Annotated in this window: 20 protein-coding genes; 8 read left to right on the top strand and 12 right to left on the bottom strand. The window is 63.7% G+C overall.

The genetic code is table 11. The annotated features are described in order from the left end of the window. Window positions 1-227 precede the first annotated feature (227 nt). Entirely contained in the window at window positions 228-2,054 is a 1,827-nt protein-coding gene (locus ACOFKT_RS03915; RefSeq protein WP_419806120.1) for an ArnT family glycosyltransferase, read from the top strand. Here the strand turns inward: ACOFKT_RS03915 and ACOFKT_RS03920 are convergent. Then, window positions 2,051-3,238, bottom strand: a complete 1,188-nt coding sequence (locus ACOFKT_RS03920; protein WP_419806121.1) for a glycosyltransferase — start codon at window positions 3,236-3,238, stop codon at window positions 2,051-2,053. The genes ACOFKT_RS03915 and ACOFKT_RS03920 overlap by 4 nt on opposite strands. Then, on the bottom strand, window positions 3,235-3,705 hold the full coding sequence (locus tag ACOFKT_RS03925; protein WP_419806122.1) for a MerR family transcriptional regulator: 471 nt from the start codon (window positions 3,703-3,705) through the stop codon (window positions 3,235-3,237). Before ACOFKT_RS03925 ends, ACOFKT_RS03920 begins: the two co-directional genes overlap by 4 nt. A gap of 41 nt (window positions 3,706-3,746) precedes the next feature. Between ACOFKT_RS03925 and ACOFKT_RS03930 the strand changes: the two genes are divergently transcribed. Further along, window positions 3,747-4,847 (top strand): SDR family NAD(P)-dependent oxidoreductase, encoded by a 1,101-nt coding sequence (locus ACOFKT_RS03930; protein ID WP_419806123.1) that lies wholly within the window; start codon window positions 3,747-3,749, stop codon window positions 4,845-4,847. Window positions 4,848-4,879: 32 nt separating this feature from the next. Here the strand turns inward: ACOFKT_RS03930 and mnmA are convergent, their stop codons facing one another. From mnmA to ACOFKT_RS03945, 3 genes are all read right to left on the bottom strand, one after another. Next, window positions 4,880-6,010 carry a tRNA 2-thiouridine(34) synthase MnmA gene (gene mnmA / locus ACOFKT_RS03935; RefSeq protein ID WP_419806124.1) on the bottom strand — a complete coding sequence of 377 codons (1,131 nt, stop codon included), beginning with the start codon at window positions 6,008-6,010 and terminating at the stop codon, window positions 4,880-4,882. A gap of 359 nt (window positions 6,011-6,369) precedes the next feature. Further along, a complete protein-coding gene (locus ACOFKT_RS03940) occupies window positions 6,370-7,503 on the bottom strand; it encodes a cysteine desulfurase family protein (protein ID WP_419806125.1) in 1,134 nt (377 codons plus the stop codon). A 24-nt stretch (window positions 7,504-7,527) separates the two neighbouring features. Then, window positions 7,528-7,896, bottom strand: a complete 369-nt coding sequence (locus ACOFKT_RS03945; protein WP_419806126.1) for a hypothetical protein — start codon at window positions 7,894-7,896, stop codon at window positions 7,528-7,530. A 178-nt stretch (window positions 7,897-8,074) separates the two neighbouring features. On the opposite strand from ACOFKT_RS03945, the gene ACOFKT_RS03950 reads away from it, so the two are divergent. From ACOFKT_RS03950 to ACOFKT_RS03965, 4 genes are all read left to right on the top strand, one after another. After that, a complete protein-coding gene (locus ACOFKT_RS03950) occupies window positions 8,075-8,887 on the top strand; it encodes a hypothetical protein (RefSeq protein ID WP_419806127.1) in 813 nt (270 codons plus the stop codon). Between the two features lie 309 nt (window positions 8,888-9,196). Beyond that, window positions 9,197-9,778: a Crp/Fnr family transcriptional regulator gene (locus ACOFKT_RS03955; RefSeq protein ID WP_419806128.1), complete on the top strand. Its 582-nt coding sequence runs from the start codon at window positions 9,197-9,199 to the stop codon at window positions 9,776-9,778. A gap of 134 nt (window positions 9,779-9,912) precedes the next feature. Continuing rightward, window positions 9,913-10,617: a hypothetical protein gene (locus ACOFKT_RS03960; protein ID WP_419806129.1), complete on the top strand. Its 705-nt coding sequence runs from the start codon at window positions 9,913-9,915 to the stop codon at window positions 10,615-10,617. Window positions 10,618-10,803: 186 nt separating this feature from the next. After that, complete coding sequence (locus ACOFKT_RS03965; protein WP_419806130.1) at window positions 10,804-11,364, top strand: fasciclin domain-containing protein; 561 nt, start codon at window positions 10,804-10,806, stop codon at window positions 11,362-11,364. A 233-nt stretch (window positions 11,365-11,597) separates the two neighbouring features. Here ACOFKT_RS03965 and ACOFKT_RS03970 read toward each other — a convergent pair whose 3' ends face one another. Both ACOFKT_RS03970 and ACOFKT_RS03975 read right to left on the bottom strand, forming a co-directional pair. Beyond that, window positions 11,598-12,755 (bottom strand): citrate synthase, encoded by a 1,158-nt coding sequence (locus ACOFKT_RS03970; RefSeq protein WP_419806131.1) that lies wholly within the window; start codon window positions 12,753-12,755, stop codon window positions 11,598-11,600. Between the two features lie 73 nt (window positions 12,756-12,828). Beyond that, window positions 12,829-13,905 carry an NAD(P)/FAD-dependent oxidoreductase gene (locus ACOFKT_RS03975; RefSeq protein WP_419806132.1) on the bottom strand — a complete coding sequence of 359 codons (1,077 nt, stop codon included), beginning with the start codon at window positions 13,903-13,905 and terminating at the stop codon, window positions 12,829-12,831. A 122-nt stretch (window positions 13,906-14,027) separates the two neighbouring features. On the opposite strand from ACOFKT_RS03975, the gene ACOFKT_RS03980 reads away from it, so the two are divergent. Beyond that, a complete protein-coding gene (locus ACOFKT_RS03980) occupies window positions 14,028-15,095 on the top strand; it encodes a hypothetical protein (RefSeq protein ID WP_419806133.1) in 1,068 nt (355 codons plus the stop codon). Between the two features lie 82 nt (window positions 15,096-15,177). Here the strand turns inward: ACOFKT_RS03980 and ACOFKT_RS03985 are convergent, their stop codons facing one another. From ACOFKT_RS03985 to ACOFKT_RS04000, 4 genes are all read right to left on the bottom strand, one after another. Beyond that, window positions 15,178-15,771 (bottom strand): hypothetical protein, encoded by a 594-nt coding sequence (locus ACOFKT_RS03985; protein ID WP_419806134.1) that lies wholly within the window; start codon window positions 15,769-15,771, stop codon window positions 15,178-15,180. Window positions 15,772-15,992: 221 nt separating this feature from the next. Next, on the bottom strand, window positions 15,993-17,747 hold the full coding sequence (gene polX, locus ACOFKT_RS03990; protein WP_419806135.1) for a DNA polymerase/3'-5' exonuclease PolX: 1,755 nt from the start codon (window positions 17,745-17,747) through the stop codon (window positions 15,993-15,995). Between the two features lie 312 nt (window positions 17,748-18,059). Next, window positions 18,060-18,272 carry a cold-shock protein gene (locus ACOFKT_RS03995; RefSeq protein ID WP_419806136.1) on the bottom strand — a complete coding sequence of 71 codons (213 nt, stop codon included), beginning with the start codon at window positions 18,270-18,272 and terminating at the stop codon, window positions 18,060-18,062. Between the two features lie 175 nt (window positions 18,273-18,447). Beyond that, window positions 18,448-19,131 (bottom strand): NUDIX hydrolase, encoded by a 684-nt coding sequence (locus ACOFKT_RS04000; protein WP_419806137.1) that lies wholly within the window; start codon window positions 19,129-19,131, stop codon window positions 18,448-18,450. A gap of 251 nt (window positions 19,132-19,382) precedes the next feature. On the opposite strand from ACOFKT_RS04000, the gene bshC reads away from it, so the two are divergent. After that, window positions 19,383-21,026, top strand: coding sequence for a bacillithiol biosynthesis cysteine-adding enzyme BshC (bshC, locus tag ACOFKT_RS04005; protein WP_419806138.1), 1,644 nt, complete (start codon window positions 19,383-19,385; stop codon window positions 21,024-21,026). Window positions 21,027-21,103: 77 nt separating this feature from the next. Here bshC and ACOFKT_RS04010 read toward each other — a convergent pair whose 3' ends face one another. After that, entirely contained in the window at window positions 21,104-22,786 is a 1,683-nt protein-coding gene (locus ACOFKT_RS04010; protein ID WP_419806139.1) for a peroxidase family protein, read from the bottom strand. Window positions 22,787-22,831: the final 45 nt, after the last annotated feature.

A 22,831-nucleotide genomic window follows, 5' to 3' on the forward strand; every position in this document is an offset into this window, starting at 1 on the left:
TGGTTCTGCTCTTGCTCCCTTCAGGACCTCACATGAGGATACGCGGTGTGGCACCGGGGACACGTCTGTCAATACGCTCCCCGACATGATCCGTCCATGCCTTCAGCAAAGTGGCAGCCATTGGACGGTTCTGCCGGAGCGAAGATGCAGCACAGCACCGTAGAATCTGCGCAGGCCCTCCCGTGTCAACAGTAATCTCCCCAGTTCTGGACCGGTCCTCTCAACCGGTGCCTGTTGTTTCCGCGGCACGACCGCGGTCGCTGCTGGTGCTGGCCGGCGTGTGGCTGGTGCTGCACCTGGGATGCCTGTTTTCTCCGGGTCTGCTGGACGATGTGGATTCCATCTACATCGAAGTGGCGCGCGAGATGAACCTGCGCCACGACTATGTGACGCCCTACGTGGACGGCATTCGGTTCTTTGATAAGCCGCCGCTCATGTATTGGATGGCCGCAGGTTCCATGCGCGTTTTTGGACCGTATGACTGGGCCGCACGTCTGCCGCTGTCATTGTGCGTGCTGGGATTGTTCTTTGCGGTGTATGCGCTGGGCAAGCGGCTCTTCGGCGAGCGCGGCGGCTTCTATGCGGCGCTGGCCATGTGCACCAGCCTGGGGCCGTACCTGTTCACGCGGTTCTATATTCCCGACATCCTGAATGCCCTGTGGATGACGCTTGGCGTACACCTGTTCCTGATCGCACTGGACCGCGTGCGCGAGCACCGCAGCGCACTCATACCCATGGTGTGGTTCGCCGTCGTGATGGCGTTGAACCTGCTGACCAAAGGGCTGATCGGCATCGTGTTTCCGATCGGCTTTGTTGTGCTGTATGCGCTGCTCACGCGCCAGGTACGTGCACTGCGTCGCATGCATCTGCTGCTCAGCGAGGCAGTGTTCTGCATTGTGGCTCTGCCATGGCATCTGCTGGCAGCGCTGCGGAATCCTGCCATCGCCATGCCTGCCGGAATGGGTCTGCCCGCTCGCGCTGGCTGGTTCTGGTTTTATGTCGTCAACGAACACTTCCAGCGCTTCCGCGGCCTGCGCATCCCGCACGACTACGGTCAGTTGCCAATTCCTTTGTTCTGGGCCATGTTTGTGCTTTGGCTTATGCCGTGGTCGGTGTTTCTGCCCGCGGCGCTGACGCAGTATGCGCGCGTGTGGCGGGCGCGGCCCGTCGAAACATTCAAGCGGAAGCATGCGGCTTTGGCGCTGGTGCTATGGGCCGGCATGGTGCTGGGCTTTTTCACACTTTCGTCGCGCCAGGAGTACTACTCGCTGCCGGCGCTGCCGGCGCTTGCCTTGATGGCCGGCGGTGTAATGGCCGCTGCGCAGTCCGGCGATGCGCGCGCGCGCCGCTCCATGCTGCTGTGGACGAAGTGGCTGCTGTTGCCGGCCTGCGTGCTGATCGCCACGATCTGCGGCGTTCTGGGCGCAATTGCACCATCAGCCCGCGCCGGCACGGATGTATCAGAGGTGCTGACCAGCAACCCCGACCAGTACAACCTGGCGCTCGGCCACATGCACGATTTAACCGCGCGCGCCATGGGGTTCTTTCGTGCGCCGCTGCTTGGGGTCGTACTCGGCATGCTGATTGTGGGTCCGCTTGTCCTTGTGCTTCGGCGGCGCGGGCGCGATTTGCAGGCGAACCTGACCATGGCGGCTGGCATGGTCATCGTGCTGCTCTCCGTGCACAGCGGCCTGGCGCGGTTCTATCCCATCATCGGTTCCAAGGGGCTGGCGAAGCAGGTAGCGCGGGTCGTTCAGCCGGCGGATGGCGTTTGGCTTGACGGTGAGTTGACCAGCGGCTCGACCATGCTGTTCTACACGCGGCACCCGCTGGTGCTGGTGAACGGTCGCGTGAACGGGCCGTGGTTCGGCTCGTTCTGGCCGGACGCGCCGCCAATCTTTGCGGATGAAGCCGCACTGGAGCGCGCTTGGGCAGGTCCGCAGCGCATCTTCCTGCTCACGTATGAGGAGAACCGCGTCGCCGGTTTGAGCCGGTTCGGGCCGACGCATGTCTTCGCCTCATCAGGCGGAAAACTGGTTCTGGTGAACCGCTAAGGGCGCGGCTCCGGTGGCAGCAGCCGCCCATCCGGCATGATGCGGAATTGCGTGCCGTGGTAGCGCGTGTCCGCCGGCAAGTAGCTGCCAAGCCAGATCAAGAACCCGTACAGATCGCGCAGCGAATACAGCATTGCACCGCGCCATGCCATCGTGGACCCCAGGGCACGCAAGACACTGCCGGCCAGCACTGCGCGTTGCAACAACGCGGCGGCCAGGAACAGCAACGCTGTCAGCAGATTGCCTCTTGCGAATCCCACTGCGCAGCCAAGCAGAGCAAAGGGCGCAGCGAAGGTTAGACCGGTGCCAAAATGACCGAGCGGCCGCGAGCGCCGCGTGCTTTGTGCCCATCGCAACTGGTTTTCAAAGCTTTGCCTGGCGCTGGCGGCCGAGACGGTCAGGCCAATCACATGCGTGCTGATACGGACACCGCGACCCTGCTTTGCGAGCCGATTGCCAAGCACAAAATCTTCGGCCCAATACGTGCCGAGATCCGCGAAGCCGCCTGCGCGTGCGAAGACATCGCGCCGTTGGATGACGGTCACGCCAAGCGAGAAATCCGTGCCTGCGAGCATGTCAGCTACCAGGACGCCCGCGTTCATCTCTACCGATTTGCCGAGCGCGTCAAGAGCGAGGTTCAAGCTGGGCGCATCGGCCTGCGCCAGGTACAAACTGAACGCAAGATCGATCTCAGGATCCCGCAATTCCTGCGCCAGCCGCTGCAGATGGTCCGGCGCGACCTGTGCGTCGGCGTCGCTGGTCACCAGGATTTCGGCCGTTGCTGCGTCAGCCATGACCGAGAGCGAGTACATCTTCGGGTTTGGAAATCGCGGCTCGCCGCAGGTCAGAATGCGTGCTCGCGTCTCCGGGTATTCCGTGGCGAGTTTGCGTGCAATCGCGAGTCCTGCGTCGCTCTCGTAGCGCGCGCAAAAGAGCAATTCATAGGAACCCGCGTACGCCTGTGTGAAAAAGCCGCGCAGGTTCCGCTCGAGCTCGGGCTCCGCACCGTGCAACGGTTTCAACACGCTGAGTGGTGGCGTGTAGCGAGCGGGCTCGTTCAGGGCTTTGCGGCGTCGTCTGCCGAAACGCTGTGCTGCCGTGACGACCAGCGCGGCGTAGATCGCGGAAGTCACGCTGCCAACCCCCGCCACGGCGAGTGCGGTGGTCGAAATCCACGGCGTCATCGTTTCTTCGGGGCGGTCCTGCCCAGCAGCGTGGGCGCATCCTGCGCGCTCGACGATCCTTGCGCGTTGCGGATGCGGGTCTGCTCCTCGCGCGGCACCAGCACCGGCCGGCGCAGCGGGACCAGGCCCGCGCCGGGCTGCTGCGCCTGCTGCATGCGGGTCAGCATTTCCGTGCGCACGTAATCGACAAAGCCCTGCATGTCGCTGTTCATCTGCTCCATGCGCTCGCGCATCTGCAGAATGATCGCGATGCCCGCAATGTTGACCCCGAGGTCGCGCGCGAGGTTCAGGATGAACTCCAGGCGTTCCAGGTCGCCCTCGGTATAGAGGCGCGTGTTGCCCTCGGACCGCGACGGCCGCAACAAGCCTTCGCGTTCATAGAGCCGCAGGGTCTGCGGATGAATCTCGTACATCTCGGCGACGGCCGAAATCATGTACGCTCCGCTTTTCTTTCTGCGCGTTGCCATCGCTGTCCATCTTAGCGGAGTGGCGTGGCGTCTTAGCAGAGATGGTCGGCAAAGTGGTCAAGTACGGCGGGAAAACCTTGTGCTGGTACGGCAAACGGAAGCTGCGCAAACACGCGGCTGAGAGCGCGTTGGCGCTCGGCATCCTTGGCGCCGCGATAACCGCAACGGCGGCGCTGGCAGCGGCGCAACGGCGGCGCGCGATGCTGGGCAAGGTCGTCGTCATCACCGGCGGCAGCCGCGGCCTTGGCTTGCAGATCGCGGAAGTATTTGGCAGGCACGGCGCGCACCTGGTGCTTGCAGCGCGAGACGCGGAAGAGCTTAATGAAGCGCTGGCGGTGCTGCACCAGCGCGGCGCGATCCTGAACAGCGGAACGGCGCTGACGGTGGTGTGCGATGTCACGAAAACCGAGGACTGCGCACGCCTGGTGGCGCAGGCGATTGAGCGTTATGGCCGCATCGATGTGCTCATTAATTGTGCCGGCATTATCGATGTTGCGCCGTTTCAGGATCAGCCGCTCGCGGCATTCGAGCAGGCGATGGCAATCAACTTCTTCGGAGCGCTGCACACGATTCAGGCGGCGCTGCCGCATATGCAGCAGGTGCGGTCCGGTTCCATTGTGAACATCGGTTCCATCGGCGGCAAAATCGGCGTGCCGCACATGCTGCCGTACGTGGCAAGCAAGTTTGCGCTGACCGGTTTCACCGAAGGTCTGCGCGCGGAGTTGGCGGGCACGGGCGTGACGGTCACATTAGTCTCACCGGGGCTGATGCGCACAGGATCGCACGTGAATGCGCGCTTTGGCGGCGATTCGCAGGCGGAGTACCAATGGTTTGCACTGGGCGCGACGCTGCCGGGCGCGTCGGCTTCGGCGAAGTCGGCGGCGCGAACCATTTACAACGCCACGGTTGACGGCAAAGCCGAGATCACCATTACGCCGCAGGCCTGGCTGGCGGCACGGATTGTAGGCGTAGCGCCAGCGTTTGCGGCCAACGCCGCTGGGTTAATGACGCGCGCGTTCCTACCGAAGCCCAACGGCAACACGCGGGCGGTACCAGGCGGCGAGTTGCAGCAGCCGAGCTTTGGGCCCTTGCGCAAATGGAGCGACGCGCTGCAGCGGCAGAGCAACGAGAACGCTGCCTAACACGGCGTTTTCGTGAGCGTAAAACGAGCTGCTCATCGCAGCCAGCCGCCGCCGACCACATTTTCGCCGCTGAAGAAGATGGCGGCCTGGCCGGGGGTGATGGCGCGCTGGGGTTCGTCGAAGTCGATCTGGATCTGGCTGTCGCCGAGCGGGCGAATGGTGGCAGGTGCGGGTTCGTGGCGGTGGCGAATTTTGGCCAGGATGCGCATGGGTTCGCGCAGGTCCGAGATTGAGATCCAGTTGAGGCGGTCGGCGGTTGCAGTGCGCGCGTGCAGCAGCGGCTCTTCGCCGACCACGACGCGGTTCTTCGCGGGCTCGATGCCAAGTACATAGAAGGGCGTCGAGTGGTGTGCGTGCAGGCGCTGTTGCACGCCTTTTTTTTGGCCGACGGTGAAGTGGTGGATGCCGTCGTGGGCGCCGACGACTTCGCCGTCGGGCGTGACCAGGTCGCCGGCAGTGTCGGGCATGTCGCGGCCCTGTTCATCGAGGTAGGCGGCGAGGAAGGTCTTGTAGTCGCCGCCGGGGATGAAGCAGATTTCCTGTGAATCGGGCTTGTGGGCGACGCGGAGGTTTTCGGCTTCGGCCAGGGCGCGGACTTCGGGTTTGACCATGTTGCCGAGCGGGAAAAGTGAGTGCGCGAGCTGATCCTGCGTCAGGCCGAAGAGGAAATAGCTCTGGTCCTTGGCGGTGTCGGCGGGGCGCTTTAGGAGCCAGCGGCCGCGCCCGGCGTCGGCGGTTTCATCGAACAGGACGCGGGCGTAGTGGCCGGTGGCGACCTTGTGCGCGCCGATCTGGCGGGCGGTGAGCAGGAGCTGGTCGAACTTGAGGTGGTTGTTGCAGAGCGTGCAGGGAATCGGCGTGCGGCCGGCGAGGTATTCGTTCACGAAGGGCTGGACGACATCCTGCTCGAAGCGGCGCTGGTGATTCACGACGTAGTAGGGAATGCCGAGCTGCTCGGCGACGCGGCGGGCGTCGTAGACGTCGTCGATGGAGCAGCAGCGGCCCTGGACGGCTTCGGGCATGCCTTCGTGGCCGGCGAGGCGTCGCTGATCCCAGAGCTGAAGGGTCAGGCCGATCAGGTTGTAGCCTTCGCGCTTGAGCAGGGCGGCGACGGTGGAGGAGTCGACGCCGCCGGACATGGCGACCGCGATGGTGTCTGGCATACCCCCTCCCCCTTTCTTTTTTGCTAAGTTCTTCATTCCAAAGGAATGGGTTTTGTAAGTTCTTCTGCCGCAAGATGTTATGCGTAAGTTCCTGCGGTTGTGGAGTTTAGCTCTGCCCTGGCGGATCTTCTCTGCGGCCTGTTTCTATTTTAGCGAGTTGGGTGGAAATAGCATGCCAAGTTTGTTTGAGGTGGAAGTTATTTGTCGTGAATGGGTTGCGGGACGGGGGAGGGTTTTGAGGGGTTGACAAGATTTCGGGGCTGGTCACCTCGGAGGCTGAAGGCGTGCGGGTGCGGTGGTTCGCCCACCTTAGCCGCAAAGAGCGCGGCGAAGGTGGGGCACGTGATGAGGAGGTGGTCTTACGTGAGGGAGCGGAGGCGGGTGATGGTTTGTTCGAGGAGGGTGAGGGCGAGGTTGAGGTCTTCGGGGGTGGTGAGGCGGGAGAGGGAGATGCGGACGGTGGAACGGGCCTCCTCGTTGGTGAGGCCCATGGCGCGGAGGACGTGGGAGGGCTCGACGGCGCCGGAGGTGCAGGCGGAGCCTCCGCTGAGGGCGAGGCCCTGGAGATCGAGAGCGATCACGAGGGCTTCGGCGTCGATGCCGGGGAAGCGGACGGAGGTGGTGTTGGGAAGGCGGGGGACGTGTTGGCCGTGGATGATGGCGTTCGGGATGCGGCGGAGGAGTTCGGATTCGAAGTGGTGATGGAGGCGGGCGAGGGCGGCGGGGCCTTCGGGCAGCCAGGACTGGGCGAGGGCGGTGGCATGGCCGAAGGCTACGATGCCGGGGACGTTTTCGGTGCCGGCGCGGCGCTGCCGTTCGTGGGGGCCGCCGAAGAGCAGAGGGCGGAGTTGCACGCCGCGGCGGGACCAGAGCGCGCCGACGCCCTGGGGTGCGTGCATTTTGTGGGCGGACAGACTGAGCAGGTCGCAGCCGAGGTCGCGGACGCGGATGGGGAGCTTGCCGCCGCACTGCACGGCGTCGGTGTGCACGAGGATCTTGCGTTCGTGGGCGATTGCCGCGACTTCGCGCACGGGCTGCAGAACGCCGGTTTCGTTGTTGGCGAGCATGAGGCTGATGAGCGCGGTGTTTGGGCGGATAGCGGCGCGGATGGTCTCAACGGGGACAACACCGTTGCTGCCCGGGTCGACGACCGTGAGCTCGACGCCGCGACGCTCAAGTTCGTGCCCGGCGTGGAGAACGGCGTGGTGCTCGATGCTGCTGGTGATGAGGTGCTGGCCTGGCTGGAGCGTGCCGAACAGGGCGTGATTGTCGGACTCGGTGCCGCTGCCGGTAAAGGTGATTTCAGTGGCGCGGGCGCCGAGGAGGGCGGCGACCTGTTCGCGGGCGTGGTCGACGGCCTCGCGCGCGACGCGGCCGTGTTCATGAACGGCGGAGGCGTTGCCGAAGCGCTCGGTCCACCAGGGCTGCATGGCCACGACCACTTCGGGCAGGACCGGGGTGGTGGCGTTGTTGTCCAGATAGATGCGGCGCATGGAGATAGGAGAACAGCGAGTCAGCTAGCGGCTGCCCGTGCATTGGCGAATCGCGGTGTCCAGCTGTGGCTGCATGGCAGGGGTGAGTTGAAAGGGTGGTGCGAACTGCTGTTTGTGAGTTTGTAGCGGTTTGATTTGCTCGCCCGTCAGGGAGGCGGCGAATTTGTCGCCGGCACACATGCAGGTGCTGCGCAGACTGTCCTCGGGAAGGCCGGCGTGAGCCTGTTGCGTGAAGCATTGCACAAGCCCGGCCTTGCCGGCGCTATGGCGTACGGTTTCGGCATCGTCGTGGTAGGGAAGGAAGACTGCAAGGGCACCCTTGATGAGGCCGAAGGCAAGACAGAACCCTAGAAAGATTTTGACGCCGGGATGAAGTTTCGACCATGAAAACATGCACTGTTCCTTTGCAAGCAGGGTACCAAAGCCGTCATCGGGTTGGCGGGTTGAGGGTAATTGACCTGTGTCCGAGAATCCGGACGCGGGGCACCCGGCGAGGCGCGCTGGGCTTTTGGCACACGCGCGAAGTGTATCGCTAGCTCGGCCTTTTTCAGGTGCCCGGTATAGTGGGGCGATGCCAGGCCAACCAGAGGAGGAGGAAGCGCAAGGGACTGCACTGCTCCGTGTGGCCGGGCAGATGCTGTGCGCTCTGGCCCTGTTGGTGCTGAGTACCATTCCATTTGCCTTCGGGCTTGTGGTGCAGGCGTTTGTGCCGCGTCGTTTGTCTCGCGTTGTGGCGTGTGGCTTTGCTACTGCTGCGTTTCTGGCGGCGTGGCTTGCGTTCGATCATGCGCCGCTGCTGGTGATGACGCGCGGAGGCAGGCTTTACTGGTTCGGTCTTGTTCTGGACTGGCTGCTATCGCTGGCGAGCTTTGTGTATGCGAGCTTCCTGTTGCGGGCGTTCTGGCCGCGGCGGTTTCACGGGGCGATGATGGGCTTGGCGCGGGAACTCGAGCCCAAGAGCGGCGCTACTGACGCGGAAGCGGGCGTGCGTTTGCGGCACGATGTACGGCTGGCGCTGGCATGGATGCGGTTCTGGTTCCGGGAGCTAAGGTTTTCGGTGGTCGCGGCGGGAGTGGTGTTTGTGCTTGGGTTGGTGAGCATGGGCCTGCTTGGGGCGATGCTTCACGGTGCGGTGATGCCGGTGCTTGCCCTGCTGTTCCCACACGCGAAGACATTGCTGGGCGACTGGGTGTGGCCTGCGATGATCGGAACGGGCCAGGCGTGGGCTGTGGCGTTTCTGATCGCGGGTGCGGCGGACCGGCTGCTGAAACGGCGGAGTGCGGGCGTTCCGGTACGCGTTCTGCTGTACGTTGCGATCCTGTGGTGCTGGGACCTGGTGATCTGGAGTGTGACGCTGCTCTTTGCACCGGTGCCGCAACAGTAAATTCGTCTGGGTGTGGTTGGCCGGTTCGCCTGTGGCTCCATTTCGTGAAGCCGCAGACATCGCGACCGGGCTTTACCGCATCCCCGGCGGTGATGAGGTACTCTTACGTGGCTCAGGCTAATGAGCTTACAGCGTCAGTTCGCCTCCATGAAGCTCAATAGATGAGAGAAGTCACACATGCAGTTCCCCAATTTTCGAAATACGGTGTTAAAGAACCTTCCGCCGCCTGTGGTGGAGCGTTTGCAGATTAAACGGATCGACCTACCGAGGTTGCACGAGATGGAGCGGCCCGGGGACGAGATACGGAGTTTGATCTTTGTTGAAGATGGCGTCGCCTCGATGACGACGCTGTTTCAGGACGGGGAAGAGGTGGAGGTGGCCCTCGCCGGGTATGAGTCGGTGCTGGGAGCTTCGAGCATGCTGGGGACCTCGCGCAGCCTGAACCGCGTGTTCATGCAGATCAAGGGCTGGGGCTACACGACTTCAAAGGCGGTCGCGAGCGAGGAGTTCCGAAAGCACGGAGAGTTTGAACGGCTGGTGTTGCGTTACACGCAGGCGCAGTTTATTCAGACGGCGCAGACCGCGGCGTGCAACGCGAGCCACACGGTGCGGCAACGGCTGGCACGCTGGCTGCTGCTGTGCAGTGACCGCATGGAATCGGATGTCCTGGAGCTTTCGCAGGAGTTCGTGGGGGAGATGTTGGGCGTCCGGCGAACCAGCGTGAACAGTGAAATTGGCAAGTTCCAGGAAGCAGGGCTGATCGGGACCACACGCAATCGGATCAAGGTGCTGGACCGCCCAGGGCTGGAGCATATTGCCTGCGAGTGCTATGGCGTGGTGCGGCAGCACTTGAACAGCTATGAAAGCAGTGATGAGGGATTTGGCGCTTAGGGAGGCGAAGCGCTGCGGCACCAGGTGAGTTAAGCGGGTCAGCAGACGCCGTGGCGCGGCGCAGGAGCGCGGCTACACTGAAGAAGGCGGCCGATTCGGCGGGTTTGATCCCGGATTCCTGCCCTGAGCACCCCATGAGCGATCCGCCTATCTCGGCCCACCGGATTGCCGAAGTGAGTTCGTTCGCCGGTCCGAAATTCTTGGTGCTGGAACGGCAGAGGCTGCCGCTGTGGGTCGTGTTGCTTGCGGCGTTGCTTGCGGCGGCGGTGCTCCTGCTGATTTCAGTGGGCTTGCGGCACAGCAGAGGCCGGCATCTTCGCGAGGATGCGGCACCGTATGCACGGGGCGCCGCGGATGCAAGCGCGGATGACGACAAGGATGACGATCCGAACCAGGTGGACGTGATTGCTCTGGGCGATGCGGCGGATGCGCCGGTGCCGGCGCGGCGGTTTGGCCATGGCGGGAATGTGCATCCGACGATCATCGTGCACCTGCCGCGGTTTGGGCCGCAGGAGGGGTTGATTCCGAACTCGGCGGTGGGGCACCTGCTGTACGGGTGGCTGGCGGCATTCAACCAGACGAACGCGACGGCAATGGAAGACGTCTTGCCGAGCGCGATGCCCGGCATGACGGCCGAGGCGCAGATGGAGTTGCGGCAGCAGACGGGCGGGTTTTCGCTGCTATCGGCAAAGGAAGTTGCGCCCGGGGTGCTGGTGTTCCGGATGCGGGACCAGACGCCGATGGGGACCGAGGTGCTGGGGACGCTGGTGATGCGGCCGGGATCGGAGCCGGCGAAGATTCAGAGCTTCAGTATGCGGGCGGTAGCGGCGGGGGAATAAGCCGGCTTCATAAATCTTGTCGATGTGACATCACACATTCGAGGCAGGCGTTGTGGGCGTCACTGCCGTGAGTATGCTCTTTCGTGCACGGCATGAATGTGTCCGAAATCGTCTCATCTGTTCTGTCAATGTCAACGTTCCCCTGATGACCATGCCGATCGCGGCGAGGCGAATACAGGAGAAGACATGAAGAAGATGACAAAGATGCTGCTTGGCCTTGCGCTGGCGCTGGGCGTTGTTTCAGCGCAGTCTGCGATGGCACAGAAGGACCCGGACGTGGGCGGCGCGCCAATGTATGCGACCAAGACGATTGTGGAGAATGCGGTGAATTCGCCGATTCACAAAACGTTGGTGGCGGCGGTGAAGGCCGCGGGCCTGGTGGATACGTTGAACAGCGCGGGGCCGTTCACGGTGTTTGCGCCGACCGATGACGCGTTCGGCAAACTGCCCGCGGGAACGGTGGAGAACCTGACGCAGCCGGAGAACAAGGCGACGCTGACGAAAATTCTGACCTATCACGTGGTGAAGGGAAAGATTTCTTCCAAGGACCTGGCGAAGATGATCAAGAAGGGCCACGGCACCGCGACGCTGACCACGGTCGAGGGCGGCACGTTGAAGGCGATGATGAGCGGCAACATGATCACGCTGACGGATGAAAAGGGTGGGACGGCCAACATTACGACCGCCGATGTGTTTCAGAGCAACGGCGTGATCCATGTGATCGATACGGTGCTGATGCCGATGTAATTGGGGTGTTAGTGACGTGTGAAAAAGGCGCCCTATGTGGGCGCCTTTTTTGTGCTTATGCCGCTGGTTGTGAGTGCGAGAGCGGCTGCTGAAGCAGTGGCATTCTCGCGGGTTCGAAATGGAGGTTTGGTGCAAGCACCAAGTCCACTCCGCACCCACAGTGAAGCTGTGGGGTGCTCCGGTCGAAATGACAACTTTTTGGGAAGCGATAGGTCGCGAAGGCACGAACTGAGTTAGCGGTCCTGGATGGGGATGTAGGGCGCTGGGTAGGCGGGTCCGGTGTAGTCGGCGCGAGGGCGGATGAGGCGGTTGTTTTCGTGCTGCTCCATGACGTGGGCGGCCCAGCCGGAGATGCGGCTGACAGCGAAGATGGGCGTGAAGAGGTCGGTGGGGATGCCGAGGGTTGTGTAGGTGCTGGCGGAGTAGAAGTCGACGTTTGCGTTGAGCATTTTTTCGCCGCGGACGAACTGCTCGATCGCCTCGGACATGTCGTACCAGCGAGTGTTGCCGGCGGCGGTGGAGAGATCTTTGGACATGGCACGGAGATGGGTGGCGCGGGGGTCCTCGGTTTTGTAGACGCGGTGGCCGAAGCCGCTGATTTTTTCCTTGCGGCTGAGCATGCCGCGGACGTGCTCGACGGGGTCGGTGTGGGCGGCTTCGATCTCGGTGAGGAGTTTGGCGACGGCTTCGTTCGCGCCACCGTGGAGTGGGCCTTTGAGCGCGCCGATGGCGCCGGTGATGGCGGAGTGGACGTCGGACAGGGTGGCGGCGATGACGCGGGCGGCGAAGGTGGAGGCGTTGAGTTCGTGGTCGGCGTGGAGGATGAGGGCGACGTCAAAGGCGCGCTCGGCTTCGTGGATCGGGCGTTCGCCGGTGAGCATGTAGAGAAAGTTGCCGGCGTGGGAGAGCGAGCGGTCGGGGTCGATGATGGGCAGCTTGCGGCGCAGGCGGTCGAAGATCGCGACGACCATAGCGATTTGCGCGGTGAGGCGGAAGCTTTTGCGGGTGTTGGCGGCGGCGGAGCTGTCTTTGTCGTCCGGGTCGGAGATGCCCATGAGGGAGACGGCGGTGCGGAGGACCTCCATGGGGTTGGACTTGGGCGGAATCTGCTTGAGGAACTCGACGACGCGCCAGTCGAGGGCGCGGGCATCGCAGAGCTTCTGGCGGAAGTCTTTGAGCTCGACCTGCGTTGGCAGGTGGCCGAACCAGAGGAGGAAGGTGGTTTCTTCGAATGTGGAGTGGGCGGCGAGTTCGTGGATGTCGATGCCGCGGTAAGAGAGGACGCCGATGTCGCCGTCGATCCAGCAGATGGAGCTGGTGGTTGCGACGATACCTTCGAGGCCGCGCGGAGCGGAGTTTTCGGGTTTGGTGCTGGCGGTTTCGGTCGGCATGTGTGCTCCTGCGGGCGCGTGTTGGACGGAGTTATAGCTGTTGGATTGTGCGGTTGTCATCACGGAGGTGCGTTTATCGAGAGAGGGTTGGGGCGGGGCGGTCGGGGGAGAAGGGGGCGAGCGGAATGGTGGTGGGTTCGTTCGTGAGGAGCTGGGCCATGACGCGGGCAACGGCGGGGGCGAGCAGAATGCCGTTGCGGAAGAGGCCGTTGGCGACGTAGTGGTTCGGTGCGAGCTCCCCGAGGATGGGAAGGTCGTCGGGGGTGCGGGGGCGGAGGCCGGACCAGCGTTCGAGCTCGGGGGCGTGGACTGCGGCGGGCAGCAGGGCGGCGGCCTGGGCGCGGAGGTGGTCGAGGTCGGTGTCGTGAGGGGTGAGGTCGAAGCCGGCGTCCTCGACCGTGGCGCCGATGAGAGTGGAGCCGTCGAGGCGGGGGACGAGGTAGATGTGCTCGGTGCGAATGGTGGTGTTGCCGTTGTGTGGGAGGCGCAGGGTGTTTGGGGGGAGTTGGACGCGGAGCATCTGGCCTTTGCTGGGGCGGGTGTGGGTGGGGGACCAGGCGCCGGTACAGTCGATGAATTGGGCGTGTTCCTGCGCTTCTTGTTCACTCATAAAGAAAGCAGGTTTCGGTGCAAGCACCGACTCCAGTGCGCCTCCACGATGAAGCTGTGGAGGCTTCGGTCGAAATGACAATGTGTCGGAGTCGCTCGTGGTGCTTTGGAAGCGGACGCCTGCATTGCGTGTTGCGGCGCGGAGGGCGGTGTGAAGGTCGCGGGGATCGAGGCTTTGTTCGGGGCGGAGGATGAAGTTGCCGGCGGTGGTTGCAAGCGCGGGAAGGAGCGTGTGGCCGGGGTGGCCGCCGGGGCCGGGTTCGAGGATGTGTTCTGTGTGGATGGGGACGGGATGGCCGCTTCCGCTGCGGATTTGATCGAGGTAGGCGGGGTAAAGCTCCAGGGCTAGGGCGGCGAGCGGGCGCAGCGCGGGTGGGTTGTGCGGGTCGTGGGCGGCGAGCATGCCGGCGGCGGCGCGGCTGGCCAAGCCAGGTGTTTCGCGGTCGAGGACGAGGACGTTTCGGCCGCGCCGGCGGAGCTCGAGCGCGAGCGAAAGGCCGAGGACGCCGGCTCCGGCAATGACGACGTCGGGGTGCTGCATCGTGTTCATCTTACGGTCCACCGGCGAAGCAACGTTGCGGACGCAAGGTGCAACGCATCAGACTGGCAGGGTTGCGGCGGCCTGCCGCAGAAGATGCGGCTGCTTGCCGCGTGGGAGATGGAATGCTGGAGCCTGATCCGAACCGGGTGCATGACCCACAGGTGCGAAGTGGTGCCGACCCGTTGACGCCGGAACCGTTGGATTCGCCGGAGCGCGATGATTCTGAGCCGTTTTCACGCAGGGTGTCTGAGCCGCAGGATCTTGGCGGATCTGAGCCGTTTGCGCAGAGAGGGGCTGAGCCGCGGAAGCAGCGTATTTTTGAGCCGCAGACGCGCGCTGCCACTGGTTCGCGGACGCGGAGCATACCCGATGCGCAGGCGCGGCGGATGACTCCCTCGCAAGGGCATGGGGCGTGGCTGCCGATTGCGACGGCGACGGCGCTGGTGCTGGCGGTGGGTGCGCTGCTGTGGGCATTTCTGCTGCAGCAGCGGCTGACGGACACCGAGGAGAAGCTGACCATCGCGGAACAGGGCAGCACCGCATTCAGCCGCCGGCTGGCGGAGGCGGATGCGAAGATCCGCGCGAACTCCGCGAACGTGGACCAGCAGTTGACGGAGGCGCAGAAGCAGCAGCAGGAGCTGGTCAATCGAGCCGCGATCATCGCCAATCAGCAGATGATCGAAGCTTCGCGGCTGCAGCGGGGTGTTGCGGACACGTCGAAGCGGCTGGGCGCGGTACAGGCGGACGTGTCTTCCGTGAAGACCGAAGTAGCTTCGACGAAGACGGAGGTTGCGGCGGCCAGGACGGACCTGGCGGACACGAAGCAGATTCTGCAGCGGACGATTGGCGATGCGGGTGTGATGAGCGGGCTAATTGCGCGCAACCACGATGAGCTGCAGGGTTTGAAGCACAGGGGCGACCGCAGCTACTACGAGTTCACGCTGCAGAAGAATGCGCCGCCGACGCTTTTGTCGACGGTGAAGCTGCAGTTGAAGAAGACGAATGAGAAGAAGGGCCGCTACACGCTGCTGGTGTCGAGCGACGACCGGAATATTGAGAAGAAGGACAAAACGGTTCTGGAGCCGGTGCAGTTTTATAGCGGGAAGAACCCGCAGTTGTTTGAGATTGTGGTGAACAGCATGGGCAAGAATGTGGTGGGCGGGTATCTGTCGGTGCCGAAGGGGTTGTGAAGGGGGAGTCGTGACACCTTTCTACCTCGGCGGCTAAAGCCGCGTTTATCGTGGAACCTTCCTACCTCGGCGGCTAAAGCAACTACCTGGGAAGTGGGATGGTGACGGCGTCCTGGTGGTAGAAGTCGAGGCGGACGTTGCTGGACTGACGGTGGTCCCACTCGGTGGGCGGGATGGAGTAGAGGAAGATGGCGTAGCCTTCGGCGGTGGCGTTGGGGGCGACCTGTTGTTCGGGGTCGAGGGCGGGCAGGTTGGCTTGCTTGAGCACAGGGGCAATGCCGGGGACGAGCTGCTGCAGTCGGCTGCGGTCACGTGCGCCGATGAGGCGGCCTGCGAGTTCGCGGCCGTCCTGGAGGGTGACGGCGCCGGTCACGTCCTTGATGAAGAGGGGAACGTCGCTCTGGTTGCGGATGCGGAGAAGCGGGACGATGTAGATGACGTCCTCCGATTGATCGGGGGCGATCGCGCCGACTTCGCCTTTGACATGGCCGCTGTAGACGGTGTGGAGCGGAAGGGTGAGGACCCTGGTTGCCGTGGCTTCGAGCGGCGCGTGGTTTTCGTGGTGGTAGAAGAGGCCGAAGGCAGCGGCGAGGGCGAGCGCGACGAGGAGGCCGGTGATGAGCAAATTGCGAAGGGTGTAGTTGGGTTCCTGAGTGGAGCTGAGGAGGTCGGCCATGGAGGGATTATCGCCGGTTCAGCGAGAGAGCGGGTTGGCGAGATAGGAGTTCCGCGGGTAGCGGGGCAGGTTGGGTTTGTCGCTGGGGGTGGGGCTGTCGACCCCACCCTTCGCGCAGAGAGCGCGCGAAGAATGGGGCACGGGAGTTGATGCTGCTTCGCCCACCTTGGCCGCAAAGAGCGCGGCGAAGGTGGGGCACATGCCGTTTAGAGTTGCCGTTACTATGGGCGGGGGCGTAGGGCGGCCAGAAAGGCGTTGGCGTCGAGGGTGTTGAGGACGTCGGTGGGGGTGAGCCAGGCGCGGCGGAGCTGGGTGATGCCGAAGCGGAGTCGGTCCATGTCGCTGACGGCGTGGGCGTCGGTGTTGACGCTGATTTTGCAGCCAAGTTCTTTGGCGAGGCGGAGGTTCGAGTCGCTGAGGTCGGCGCGGGCGGGTGCGGCGTTGTGCTCGACGGCGATGCCGAGTTCGGCGCAGCGCTTCAGGACGGTGTGCAGGTCGTACTCGTGCGGGTCGCGCTTGAGGACCTTGCGGCCGGTGGGGTGGCCGAGGATCTGCAGGTAGGGGTTTTCGAGGGCGCGGAGAACGCGCTCGGTCTGCTCGGCGACGGGAAGCTGGAAATGGGAGTGGACGCTGGCGACGACGACATCCATTTGCGCAAAGGTCTCGTCGGACAGGTCGAGATCGCCGGCCTGGAGGATGTCGACCTCGATGCCGGCGAAGACGCGGATGTGGCCTTCCATCTCGGCGTCGACTTCGCGGATGCGGCGGATGTGTTCCTGGGCGCGGGCGTCGTCGAGGCCATTGGTCATGGCGAGGTTTTTGCTGTGGTCGGTGATGGCGATGTACTGGCGGCCGCGGGCGAGGGCGGCCTCGGCCATCTCGCGGACGGTGCAGGTGCCGTCGGTGGCGACGGTGTGCATGTGGACGTCGCCGCGGATGTCGGCGAGGGTGATGAGTTGCGGGAGTTCGTGCTTGATGGCGGCTTCGATTTCGCCGCAGTTTTCGCGGAGCTCGGGCGGGATGCACTGCATGCCGAGCGCGGCGTAGATCTCGTCCTCGGTGGCGGCGGCGACAATGCTGGACTGGCCTTCGGCGGGCTCGATGCGGGCGAGTGCGTATTCGGAGAGTGTGTAGCCCATGCGGATGGCGCGCTGGCGAAGGGTGACGTTGTGCATCTTGGAGCCGGTGAAGTACTGGAGCGCCGCGCCGTAGCTGCCGCGGGGCAGAAGGCGGACGTCGACCTGGAGGTGATTGCGGAGGGTGAAGCTGACCTTGTTCTGACCCTTGGCGATGAGATTGTCGATGACCGGGAGCGCGGCAACGTGCTCGACCGCGGCAGCGACGACGCCCGGTTCGCAGGCGGGGCCGGTGACGAGCAGGTCGAGGTCGCCGACGGACTCGCGGCCGCGGCGCAGTGAGCCGGCGTAGGTGATGGTTTCGATGCCGGGGAACTCGCGGATGAGGGCGGCGATGCGGTCGGCCCATTCTTCAGCGACGTCGATGCGGAAGCGGCCGGTGTTCTTGCGGTGATCCTCGATGCCTTTCAGGATTTTGTCGACCTGCTTCTGGCCGAAGCGGGGGAGCTTGTTAAGGTGGCCGGCCTTGGCGGCGGCTTCGAGCTCGTCGAGGTTGGAGACTTGGAGGGCGCTCCAGAGCAGGGCGACGGTTTTTGGGCCCATGCTGGGGAGGCGAAGTAGCTCGAGCATGGATGGCTTGTATTTGGTGAGGAGCTCGTCGCGGAGGGGCATGGTGCCGGTGCGGACGAGGTCGACGATGTTGGTGGCCATGCCCTTGCCGATGCCGCCTATGGCGGTGAGCTGCTTGGGATCGTCGATCATGCCGGCGAGCGGCTGGGTTTGCTGCTCGACAGATTCGGCGGCGCGGCGATAGGAGCGGATGCGGAAGGGGTCGGCGGCGTCTATTTCGAGGAGCGCGGCAGTTTCGTCGAGCAGGCGCGCGATGGTGATGTTGTCCATGGCTGTGGGATGAGATGCGGTGGGTTGGGTGGGGTTCGTCCGGGGCTCGCGTGCCGCGTTCGAAAATGCAGGTTCCTCCTCTACGCACCCACGATAAAGCTGTGGGTGCTCCGGTCGGAATGACACATCTTTGGTGTGCTTGACGCGAGCGATGGGTTGGCGCGCATCGTTGCCGGGCCGTCCCACCTCCGCCGCAAACAGCGCGGCGAAGGTAGGGCACGCAGGATCGGTGCAAAATAAAACCCATGTCCCTGGGGGACATGGGGCACGGGTTCGGAACGACGCCAGTGGTTGCTGGCGTGGCCCGTTGCTTTAGTTGGTGAGGATGACCTGGTCGGCCTGGGGGCCTTTGCCGCCCTGGACGACGTCGAATTCGACGGGATCGCCTTCTTTCAGGCTTTTGTAGCCTTCCGTCTGGATCGAGCTGTAGTGTACGAAGACATCCGCGCCGCCGTCATCGCGGCCGAGGAAGCCATAGCCCTTGGCGTTGTTGAACCACTTCACTGTTCCTTTGTACTGTGCCACCGCGTTTGTCCCTTGCACCATCAGTCTTTCGCTCTCGCCTGGGAAGACCTGCGGCGAGGATGGTGCTAGGTAGACGTGGCGGAACGGTGGGTGGATCACGGCGAAAGGGGCGTGGGCGCAGTCCGGCGCACACGGTTTTTTACCACGTGCAATTATTCGGCCTTCAAAGTTTTTGTTACGAAGCCGAAGCATTTCCCATGCGCTGACGAGCGGCGAAGCGGCGAGCGTAGAGCAGGACGCCGATGAGGGTTTTGCCGTCGTGGATCTGTCCTTCGTCGATCATGCGGAGGGCGCGGGAGAGCGGGACGAGGTAGGTGTCGATGCGCTCGTCTTCCTCGGGTTGTGCCTCGCCGGTGGTGATGCCGGTGGCGAGAAAGATTTCCATCCACTCGGCGACGAAGCCGGGGCTGGCGTAGTACTTGACCAGGCTTTCCCAGTGGGCGGCGCGGTAGCCGGTTTCTTCGATCAGTTCGCGCTCGGCGGCGTGGCGGGTGGTCTCGCCGGGGTCGACGCGGCCGGCGGGCAGCTCAAAGAGGAACTGGTTCGCGGCGTGGCGGAACTGCTGCTCAAGGACGAGAAGCGGGTCGGCGGGGTCGGTGGTTTCGTCCACGGCCAGGACGACGACGGAGCCGTTGTGGCGAACGACGTCGCGGGTGGCCCGGACACCGTTGGGCTCCTGGATTTCTTCGGTGTGGACGGAGAAGATGTGGCCGTGGAAGCTTTCGTGCGAGGAGAGAATGTTAGCCTCGCCGGATTTAAGCTCGGGCGCGGCGACGGGCAGGTTGGGCATTTGCGACGAGGTTTCGGCGCCGCTTGCGGTGTGGGTGGGATGGGCGGCTGCGTCGTCGGTCTGGCTCATAAGTTTGAAGCTAACATCTGCTGCTTGCTCCTGCGTGAAGCTGGCGGTCGAAGGAAAATGCAGACTTCGGTGCAGGCATCAAGTCCACTGCGCACCCACGATAGAGCTGTGGGTGCTCCGGTCCAAATGACAAGTGGTCTTGGTCCAGAGTTGAGGACGTTGGTGTGCCGGAACCTGCATCCAACAAGGGTCGGGTACCATCTGACACGGGGCGGCACGCTCGCGCCACTTTAACAGGCCAGAGAATCGTGATGACCGCAGAGTGTTACCCCATCTCCGTGCTGCCGCATTTGTCGGCAATCTTTCAGGAGTTCACGGAGATGCGGTCGGCGGCGGCGGATGCGCCTGTGCGGCAGTTCTATCCGTGCAGTCCGTTTGACCCGTGTTGGAAGCAGGGGACGTCGCCGCGATTACAGCCGGATCGCGGGGAGCTGGTGCGGGTGTTGCGCGAGCAGAACATGAGCTGGGGTTGCGGAGAGGCGACGATCGCGAATCTGGACAAGCTGGCGAACGGTGCGCGCGCGGTGGTGACCGGGCAGCAGGTGGGGCTGTTTGGTGGGCCGCTGCTGACGCTAATGAAGGCGGCGACCGCGATCCGGAAGGCGCAGGTGGCAAGCGAGGCCGGTGTGCCGCATGTGCCGGTGTTCTGGATGGCGACGGAAGATCACGATCTGGACGAGGTGAACCAGGCGGCGTTCCTGGGCAAGAACATCGAGGGCAAGGCCGGCGTGGAGGTGTTGCGGTCGGAGTTTCCGCACCACGGGACGCGCGAGGTTGGGTCGCTGTTGTTGGGCGATGCGATTACGCCGGTGGTGGAACGCGCCGAAGAGCTGCTTGGGTTTGCGCCGGTTGCGGAGCTGCTGCGGGAGTGTTACGGGCCGGGGGAGACGCTGGCGTCGAGCTTTGCGAAGCTGATCACGGCGCTGTTTCGAGAATTTGGGCTGATCGTGATCGATGCGAGCCGGCGGGAGTTCCATGCGATGGGCGCGCCGGTGCTGAAGTATGCGCTGGAGCATGCGGATGAGTTGCACGATGCGTTGCTGGCGAACAGCGAGGCATTGCAGGCTGCGGGTTTTCACGCACAGGTGTTGATCGCGGAGAACAGTTCGCTGCTATTTGTGGTGAACGAGCAGGGGAACCGCTTGCCGCTGCGGCGGGTGCCTCGCGCGGGTGGAGCGGGACGCGAATGGAAGGCTGGCGCGCGGGTGTACGCGCAAGATGAGTTGCTCCTATTGCTGGAAAGTGAGCCCGAGCGGCTGAGTCCGAATGCGCTCTTGCGGCCCGTGTTTCAGGATGCGTTGCTGCCGACGTCGGCGTATGTGGGCGGGCCGGCGGAGGTCGCGTACTTTGCGCAGTGCCGGGTGCTGTATGAGCGCATTCTGGGCGTGGTGACGCCGGTTTTGCCGCGATTGAGCGCGACACTGGTCGATGAGCCGGTGCGGGCGGTCATGGAGCAGCATGAGCTGTCGCTGCGCGATGCGCTGGAGCCAGCTGGTGACCTGCTACAGAAGCTGGGAGCGCGGGCGATTCCGATTGAGGGCAAGCGGAAGATTGCGGCGGCGGGAAACGCGCTGGATGCTGAGTTGTCGCAGGTGACGCAGTGGATGGGTGCGATGGATGAGGGCCTGGGCCGCTCGGCGGGCGTGGCCGCGAACAAGATGCGCTACCAGATGAACCGGCTGCGGCGGCTGGCGGCGAACTGGCAGGTGCAGAAGGAAACGCACCTGGCGAAGCATGCGGCGGCGGTGAGCGACTTGCTGTTTCCCGAGGGGCATCCGCAGGAGCGGTTTCTGGCGGGTGTGGCGCTGCTGGCGCGGACGGATGTGGATGTGCCGCGGCTTCTGGTGGAGAACGCGGAGCAGGATTGCCCGGGCCACCGGGTGTTTGGGGTCTGATTTCAGCGAGTCAGCGAAATGCAGCAGGAAGGGCGCGCCAGTTGGCGCGCCCTTCCTGTTACCCGGGAGAAGAGGAGCTAAGCAATGGGAGCGGGTTGCGGTCCGACGTAGTTCGCGAGGTCGAGGAATTTGACCTCTGCGCTGTCGGATCCGTTGAGTTTCTGGAGCAGCCTGGACTTCCAGCCGTTGTTCGTTTCGGTGAAGTAGGACACGTCGCCCCAATGGATGGCGCCGAGGACGACCTCGCCGACAAGCCGGCTGCCGAGCGGTCCCAGCTTGCTGGTGGTTGGGGTGCCGTGGTGCTGTGCCTCGCGCAGGATGTAGTACCAGAGTGGAGTGAGGAAGGCTGCGCCGTCCTGCTCAAAGAGGGTGCGCTTGTCGTGATGGGGTTCGATGTCGCTGGGAGCGAGCCTTGCGATGCCGTAGGCGTCGGCGAGGTCCTCGCCGCTGCAGAGGCCAATCTGCTGGCTGCGGATCAGGTTGCGGTGGACGAGGTTGCCGATGAACTTGATGTCGTCGGGGATCGCGGATTCCGGGAGATCGAAGACAACGCTGGTGACCTTGCCATCGATGCGGTTGCCGCGGAACTGCGTGGTCGCAAAGAAATTCCAGTCGATGACGTGGTCCTTCGGAAGGGCCTGTCCGCCGCGCAGATCGGTGCTGGCACCGTTGGCGGCGGGCACCTCTGTGTTGTCGAACAGGCGGAAGGGCTGTCCACCGGCACGGAAGATATAGCCGGGCTTGAGTTGGCTGTGGCCGTAACGAAAGGCAATAGCAAACTCGTGCGGCAGGCTGGTGACGTAGGTCTTGGAATGGAGGTCGTAGAGCGGCTTGTAGAAGAAGTCGCCGAAGTCCGGTTTGACGATCTCCCCGAGCAGGAAGGTCAGGGTTGCCCCGTCCAGCACGTTGGGCAAATGGTCGTTTACCAGGACGGACTGCCAGGTGAGGATGGTTTCGCGGCGCAGCTCGTCGGCGGAAAGGGCGGGGTAGTCGGCGGCGAGCTTGTTGTGGACGCGCATGAGCAGCAGGTGGACCTGCAGGATCATCTGATTTTCGTCGTTGCGCTTGTCGGAGATGGTGCCTTCGCCGGTGGCGGCATCGCGAACAAGATCGTAGTAAGCGTTGCCGTCGCCGGTCTTGACCGTCTGCAAGCGCAGGGTTCTGCCGTCGGCTTCGTACAGGTCGCTGCCGGCGGTGTTCAGCAAACTTCGAGGACCGTAGACGCTGTCCAGGTCGATCAGCGGCGAGGCGGTGTTCTGTACATTGCCGTCCTGGCTAATGAAGAGGTCGACCGCGTTCATGGTCAGGTCGTGATCGATGAACTGGCCGATGAAGGTGGTGGCGGCGGGCAGTTCCGGACTTTCGAGCTTTGCGGCCTCGGCCGGGTTGGTTTCCTCGGATTTTTTGGTGTAGGCGACGCCTTCGTGCGGGAAGGCGATGTGGGACATGAGATTGGAGTGGATGGTGTAGGGCTTCTGCACCAGGTGCTGGAAGAAGCTTTGCGCCGAGGCGCTGACGGAGGCGACAAAAGAACTGACGGTGGAGTGCGGCTGCAACATTTGCGGCAGGGTTTCTGCCACCGCCGTAAGCCGCGCGGTCATCATCTGCGTGTCCAGCAGGGAATAAAGGCCGCCATGACGCATCATGGTGGTCATGGCACGGCTGGTGGCGACACGGGGATGCAGGGTTGGGTGCTTCGTAAGGGCTTTGACCGCTCTGGAATGCGCGGACAGTGTGGAGGTTTCGCTGGTATTCAGCATGGCGTGCTTCACCTTTCGAGATGCAGGACTCCGTACACCGGCACA

Source organism: Terriglobus sp., from assembly GCF_965201105.1.
Lineage (GTDB): Bacteria > Acidobacteriota > Terriglobia > Terriglobales > Acidobacteriaceae > Terriglobus.